This window comes from Aliiglaciecola sp. NS0011-25 (assembly GCF_040370605.1).
In the GTDB taxonomy this organism is placed as follows: domain Bacteria; phylum Pseudomonadota; class Gammaproteobacteria; order Enterobacterales; family Alteromonadaceae; genus Aliiglaciecola; species Aliiglaciecola lipolytica_A.
The window spans coordinates 253,649-259,999 of record NZ_BAABWR010000004.1 but is presented as its reverse complement, the minus strand read 5'-3'; the positions used below and the strand labels follow the sequence as shown (position 1 = coordinate 259,999).

Here is a 6,351-nt window from a genome sequence, read left to right as displayed (position 1 = left end):
TTTGGGGACAGTCAGTTCTTGACTAAATCGTATTTAAAAAATGTCAGATTAGGCAAGGACTAAATCAAGTTATTTTATTCGGTTTTAGCCCAGCCAATTTTTCGTAACATTCGTTTTAAGGCGGCACTTTTTAGAGGTTTAGGTAAAAACATAAGGTCCGCTTTTTGCGCATTTTCTCGCATAATGTCACTGCGATCGGAAGAGTTTAGGATGCCTGGAATACTGTATTGCAGTTTATTCCTAAGACGGTTGGCGATGTCTAACCCAGTTAACTGATTATCTAAGTGAAAATCTAACAGCATGAGGTCTATGTTTTGCTCTATTTTTTCAACATCCTCTAGGCTCTCAACACTGACGACGTTAGCTTCCCAGCTCTCTAATAACTGAACGACAGCCTCGCGAGTTTGCGGATCGTTTTCGGCCAACAATACGGTTCTACCATGCAAAATCTCGGTTTTTGCCAACCCAGTATCGGTAGATTTAACTCGGCTTTTTCGTTGTTTGCTAAGTGGTAAAGAGACAGAAAAGTTACTGCCTCTGCCAATCTGCGATTGCAGTTGAATAGGGTGATTCAGCAGTGACGAAATACGATCGACTATTGTCAGTCCTAACCCTAAGCCTTGCTGAATATTGGTTTTATCTAACTGTTTAAATTCTTCAAAAATATAACCTTGGTCAGTGCTGGAAATACCTGGTCCGGTGTCCAATACGCACACTTTAATCTGGTTTTTGCTGCGACGGCATCCGATCAGAATTTTTCCCGCTTGGGTATATCGGATTGCGTTAGATAATAGGTTTTGAATAATACGCTTAAGTAGTTTTTTATCTGAAATTACAACAGCGCTGCTGTGCACGTAAATCAAATTCAAGTTTTTTCGTTGTGCGATCAGATTAAAATCGTTGAATAAAGGCGATAAAACATCATCAATGGGGAACTCTTGAATATGGGATTCAAGTACCCCAGATTCTAGTTTTGTCATGTCTAAAAGCAATGAAAGTAGCTCTTCTGCATTGTTAATAGAATCATTTAATGATTGGCTTAATAGTTTTATTTCCGGTTCGTTAGATTTTTGCTGTATTAGCTCACCAAATAAACTTGCCGCATTGAAAGGTTGCATTAAGTCATGTCCTGCAGCAGCTAAGAACTTCGTTTTACTTTCATTTGCTCTTTCGGCAAGCAGCTTGGCTTTGGTTAACGCTAGATTGGAATGTTTCAGTTCTTCAGTGCGCAAATCCACTCGCTTTTCCAATTGCGATTTGGCTAATTCTAATTGCTGTTGAATTTCCATATATTCTGTAATATCGCTATAGGTGGTAACAAATCCACCTCCAGGAAGTGGGCCTCCATTGAGTTCAATCACCTGACCATTGGGTTGCTTGCGAACATATTTATAAATACTGCCTTGTTTAATATATTCGATCCTTTTGTCTATTTCCTGCTGCGGGTTGTCTAAACTACCAAACAATCCCCGCTGGGCATTAAACGCCAGAATTTTGCGCATTGAGATACCGGCATGTATATAACCTTCAGGGTAGTCGAACATTTGTATATAGCGTTGATTCCAAGCTATCAATTTCAGATCTGGGTCGATAACACTGATACCTTGCTGGATATGCTCAACACTGGATTGTAGAATTTCGTGATTAAATTGAAAGGTTTGCGCGGCTTCTTCCACCCATTCGACTAATTCAGTCAGAGGAACTTCATCTTTTTCTGCTATGGCTGAAATTAATATTCTTGAACTTGCGCCGCCTATTTTGGCCGCCAACATACTTTCCACCGATTCGACAATATTGATACTGGCATAACTGCTTTGTGCCGCATCACCTAGTTTATTTTTGATTCCATCAAGTTCATCTTGATTGAGCACATTTTGTGTCAGTGCTAGTAACTTAGACAATTTAATCGGTTGTTTCTGTGGGAAACTATTCTTAGGACTATTTTGTTGACTCTGTGGGGCAGAGGGGAAAAACCAAGTGATCAGCCCAAAGCAAATGCCATTGGCTAATAAACTAAATATAAATCCTCGTCCTAATTCCAAATCTGTTGGCGTAGGATCAAAATAGTAACTTGAGGTAATACTGGGCCAAAGCAACCAATAAAACCAACCTGCAGCGCCAACTAAAAGCCCAACATAGGCAGCTAATTTACTTGATTTTTGCCAATAAAGGCTCAGAATCATCATCGGAAATGTTTGCGCCAATAGTGCCATGGCAATTATGCCGCTGTTGACCAGCGGGGAGCCTGAACTCACATCTTTATGATAAAAGTAGGAGACGGCTAATACCGAAGCGATAGTTAGCCGTCGAATAAACAAAATGATGGCGGGACTTAAATTATTCTGTTTGTGATTAATTAATTTGAATTTGACCCAAGCAGGCGTAATTAGGTTGTTAGAAATCATTATCCCAACAGCTAAGGTGGCTACGACCACCATACTGGTTGCGGCGGCTAACCCGCCAATAAAACTCACCAATGTTGTAATCGCGCTATTTGAATTCAGTGGCAGTGCCAGCGCATAGATATCTGTGGAAATATCTTGTTGATCAAAAATTATGTGGCCTGCTAGGCCGATAGGCATTACAAACAATCCCATCCCCACTAAAAACAGTGGGAATAACCACCTGGCAGTATTGAGCTCATTTTTTGATTTGTATTCCACAAAGTTCACATGAAATTGCCTCGGCAGACAAAACATCGCGCATATGCCTAATAGAACATGACTGACATACACCCAACCTCCTGAGTTAGTGTGTAAAACCTGTTGGGCTTCAGTCGATAACTGAGCTTTACCCATTAAGTCGAATACGCCGTTAAATAACTCATAACAAACGAAAATTCCAACAAAACTCAGAGCAATAAGTTTCAAAGATGAGGCAAACGCCACGGTTAGCATTAATCCGGGCTTTTTATCGGTTAAGTCAAACGAGCGAGCCCCTAAAAAAATAGCTAATATGGCAAGCACTATTGCGAAATACAATCCCATACTGGTGGAGGATTCATTAGTTAATAGTGTCAAGCTGTCAACTACCGAATCGAGCTGCAAAGCCACGTAGGGCACCACACCAATAAAACACAGTAACGACACTGTTGCGGCTAGCAAATTTGCGCTGTTGTATTGCATACCAATAAAATCGGCAAGTGAACTAATATTATTCCGTTGGCATATTTCTGCTATTTTCTGTAACGTACCAAAACCAAAAAGCATCACTAATATAATGCCTAAATAAGTTGGTACAAACGCCCATCCGTATTGTGTTGCTTGGGTTGTTGTACCAAAAAACGCCCATGATGAGCAGTGAACGCCCAAGGCTAAACTATAAATTATCGGATGTTGTCGTCCCTGCCGTAAATATTTATCGCCCAAATAACCAACCAAAAACAAGGCGATCAAATACATGAAAATGACAGTCGACATGGAAACAAGGCTAAACATGGATTAGTACATATCCTTTTGCAGCGGCTATTAGTTGAAATTTAATTAGTTTTTTCAGCCAAACTCACTATAAAACCGATTGCTTTTAATTCCAATTGGAAATGTTTTTTCTATTTCATTAAAAAAACTGGGGTCTTTGCCCTTGAAGCCGTTTAAACAAACCCCATTAATAACGCAACTCGAAGTTAATCCGATTAAGTTAAGTGAAAAAGGCGATGGAGTAAGGCATGAGCAAAGAGCAACAGCCAACAGATGATAATCAACAGGAACAACCTGAATTCAACCAAGCGGAACAAGCTGAAGTTGAGCAAGCGGCTGAAAATGCCGATGCCGGTGATTCCGAACAAACAATTGCAAAGTTACAAGAAGCATTAGCTAAAGCAGAAGCGACTGTAAACGAGCAAAGAGATTCGGTTTTGCGCGCTAAAGCTGAAATGGAAAATGCTCGTCGCCGCGCAGAAGGCGAAGTAGAAAAAGCGCGTAAATTCGCTTTAGAGCGTTTTGCAGGAGAGCTTTTACCTGTAGCAGACAATTTGGAGCGAGCTATTCAGTTAGCTGATCCGGATAACGAATCGCTTAAACCTATGATTGAAGGTGTGGATATCACCCTTAAGTCATTCGTAAGCACAGTAGAAAAATTTGGCTTGAAAGTGATAGATCCGCAGGGTGAACCCTTCAATCCAGAATTGCATCAGGCAATGTCGATGCAAGAAAATGCAGAGCTACCTCCTAATACGGTGATGGCTGTCATGCAAAAAGGCTATGAAATTAACGGTCGGTTGCTACGTCCTGCGATGGTAATGGTTTCTAGAGCCGCTGAAGGTGGCGTTGACATCGAAGCATAAGAGTTTTTGTGGAGATTTTTTTACATTTAACATTGAAAAAAATCAGAATAACCCCACAAATGATAAGACTTAGTTTTAATAATTTTTTAATGGAGACACGCTAATGGGTAAGATCATTGGTATCGACTTAGGTACAACAAATTCATGTGTCGCAGTTTTAGAAGGCGACAAAGTTAAAATTCTTGAGAATGCGGAAGGTGATCGCACAACGCCATCTATCATCGCATACAGTAACGACGGCGAAACTTTGGTAGGCGCACCTGCTAAACGTCAAGCAGTGACTAACCCACAAAACACTTTATACGCAATTAAGCGTCTTATAGGTCGTCGTTGGGAAGATAAAGAAGTACAACGTGACATCGACATCATGCCATTTACTATCACTAAAGCTGATAATGGTGATGCATGGGTTGAAGTTAAGGGTGAGAAATTGGCTCCGCCACAAATCTCAGCTGAAGTACTTAAAAAAATGAAAAAGACAGCAGAAGATTACTTGGGTGAAAAAGTCACCGAAGCGGTTATCACTGTTCCTGCTTATTTTAATGATTCACAACGTCAAGCAACTAAAGATGCAGGTAAAATTGCCGGTCTAGAAGTTAAACGTATCATCAACGAGCCAACTGCCGCTGCTCTAGCATACGGTATGGACAAGAAAAAAGGTGATAACGTCGTTGCTGTTTATGACCTTGGTGGTGGTACTTTCGATATCTCAATCATTGAGATTGATGAAGTTGAAGGCGAGCACACATTTGAAGTACTAGCGACTAACGGTGATACTCACCTAGGTGGTGAAGATTTCGATAACCGTGTAATCAACTACCTAGTTGACGAATTCAAGAAAGATCAAGGCGTAGATTTACGTAAAGATCCACTTGCAATGCAACGTCTAAAAGAAGCCGGTGAAAAAGCTAAAATTGAATTATCTTCTGCACAACAAACAGAAGTTAACTTGCCATACATCACTGCTGATGCGTCTGGTCCTAAGCACCTTACTATTAAAGTAACGCGTGCTAAGTTAGAGTCATTGGTTGAAGATATGGTAAAAGCTTCTCTTGAACCAGTGAAGCAGGCTTTGGCCGATGCTGATTTATCCGTTAGCGATATCAACGACATTATTTTAGTTGGTGGTCAGACTCGTATGCCACTAGTACAAAAATATGTAACTGAATTCTTCGGTAAAGAGCCGCGTAAAGATGTTAACCCTGATGAAGCTGTTGCCGCAGGTGCTGCGATTCAAGGTGGTGTTTTAGCCGGTGATGTTACAGATGTATTGTTGCTAGACGTTACACCATTGTCTCTTGGTATCGAAACAATGGGCGGTGTTATGACTGCATTGATTGAGAAAAACTCTACGATTCCTACTAAGAAATCTCAGACTTTCTCAACTGCAGAAGATAATCAGTCTGCTGTAACTGTACACGTATTACAGGGTGAGCGTAAGCAAGCGTCTGGCAATAAATCTCTAGGTCAATTTAACCTAGAAGGTATTCGTCCAGCACAACGTGGCGCTCCTCAAATTGAAGTCACTTTCGATATTGATGCTGATGGTATTTTACATGTATCTGCCAAAGATAAAGATACCGGTAAAGAGCAGAAAATCACTATCCAAGCTTCTTCTGGTTTGAGTGAATCTGAAGTTGAAAAAATGGTAGCTGACGCAGAAGCAAATAAAGATGCTGATGCGAAATTTGAAGAAATGGTACAAACACGTAATCAAGCTGATGCAATGATCCACGGTACCAAAAAGCAAATTGAAGAAGCCGGTGACGACTTACCAGCGGAAGACAAAGCAACCATCGAAACTGCAATTGAAGCACTTGAAGCAGCTGTTAAGAGTGAAGACAAAGCGGAAATTGAAGCTAAGACTCAAGAATTGATTCAAGCTTCTGCTAAGTTGATGGAAATTGCTCAAGCTAAAGCTGCTGCTGAAGGCGCTGCTGCTGGTGCAGAACAACCGCAAACAGAAAATGCGACAGCTGAAGACGATGTTGTTGATGCTGAGTTCGAAGAAGTGAAAGACGATAAGAAATAAGCGTCTTAACCTGTCGTAATTGGCAGGTAATTGATAA

Annotated in this window: 3 protein-coding genes; 2 read left to right on the top strand and 1 reads right to left on the bottom strand. The window is 40.8% G+C overall.

Translation table 11 applies throughout. From position 1 onward, the window contains the following. Window positions 1-74 precede the first annotated feature (74 nt). Window positions 75-3,437, bottom strand: coding sequence for a PAS domain-containing hybrid sensor histidine kinase/response regulator (locus tag ABWV72_RS05555; RefSeq protein WP_353369204.1), 3,363 nt, complete (start codon window positions 3,435-3,437; stop codon window positions 75-77). A 227-nt stretch (window positions 3,438-3,664) separates the two neighbouring features. Between ABWV72_RS05555 and grpE the strand changes: the two genes are divergently transcribed. Further along, on the top strand, window positions 3,665-4,282 hold the full coding sequence (grpE, locus tag ABWV72_RS05550; protein ID WP_216048442.1) for a nucleotide exchange factor GrpE: 618 nt from the start codon (window positions 3,665-3,667) through the stop codon (window positions 4,280-4,282). Window positions 4,283-4,385: 103 nt separating this feature from the next. Continuing rightward, window positions 4,386-6,314, top strand: a complete 1,929-nt coding sequence (gene dnaK / locus ABWV72_RS05545) for a molecular chaperone DnaK (protein ID WP_303500659.1) — start codon at window positions 4,386-4,388, stop codon at window positions 6,312-6,314. Window positions 6,315-6,351: the final 37 nt, after the last annotated feature.

What these genes read in the sequence shown, in the direction of transcription:
- ABWV72_RS05555 (WP_353369204.1), bottom strand. Translation starts at nt 3,437, where the DNA reads ATGTTTAGCCTTGTTTCCATGTCGACTGTCATTTTCATGTATTTGATC.
- grpE (WP_216048442.1), top strand. Translation starts at nt 3,665, where the DNA reads ATGAGCAAAGAGCAACAGCCAACAGATGATAATCAACAGGAACAACCT.
- dnaK (WP_303500659.1), top strand. Translation starts at nt 4,386, where the DNA reads ATGGGTAAGATCATTGGTATCGACTTAGGTACAACAAATTCATGTGTC.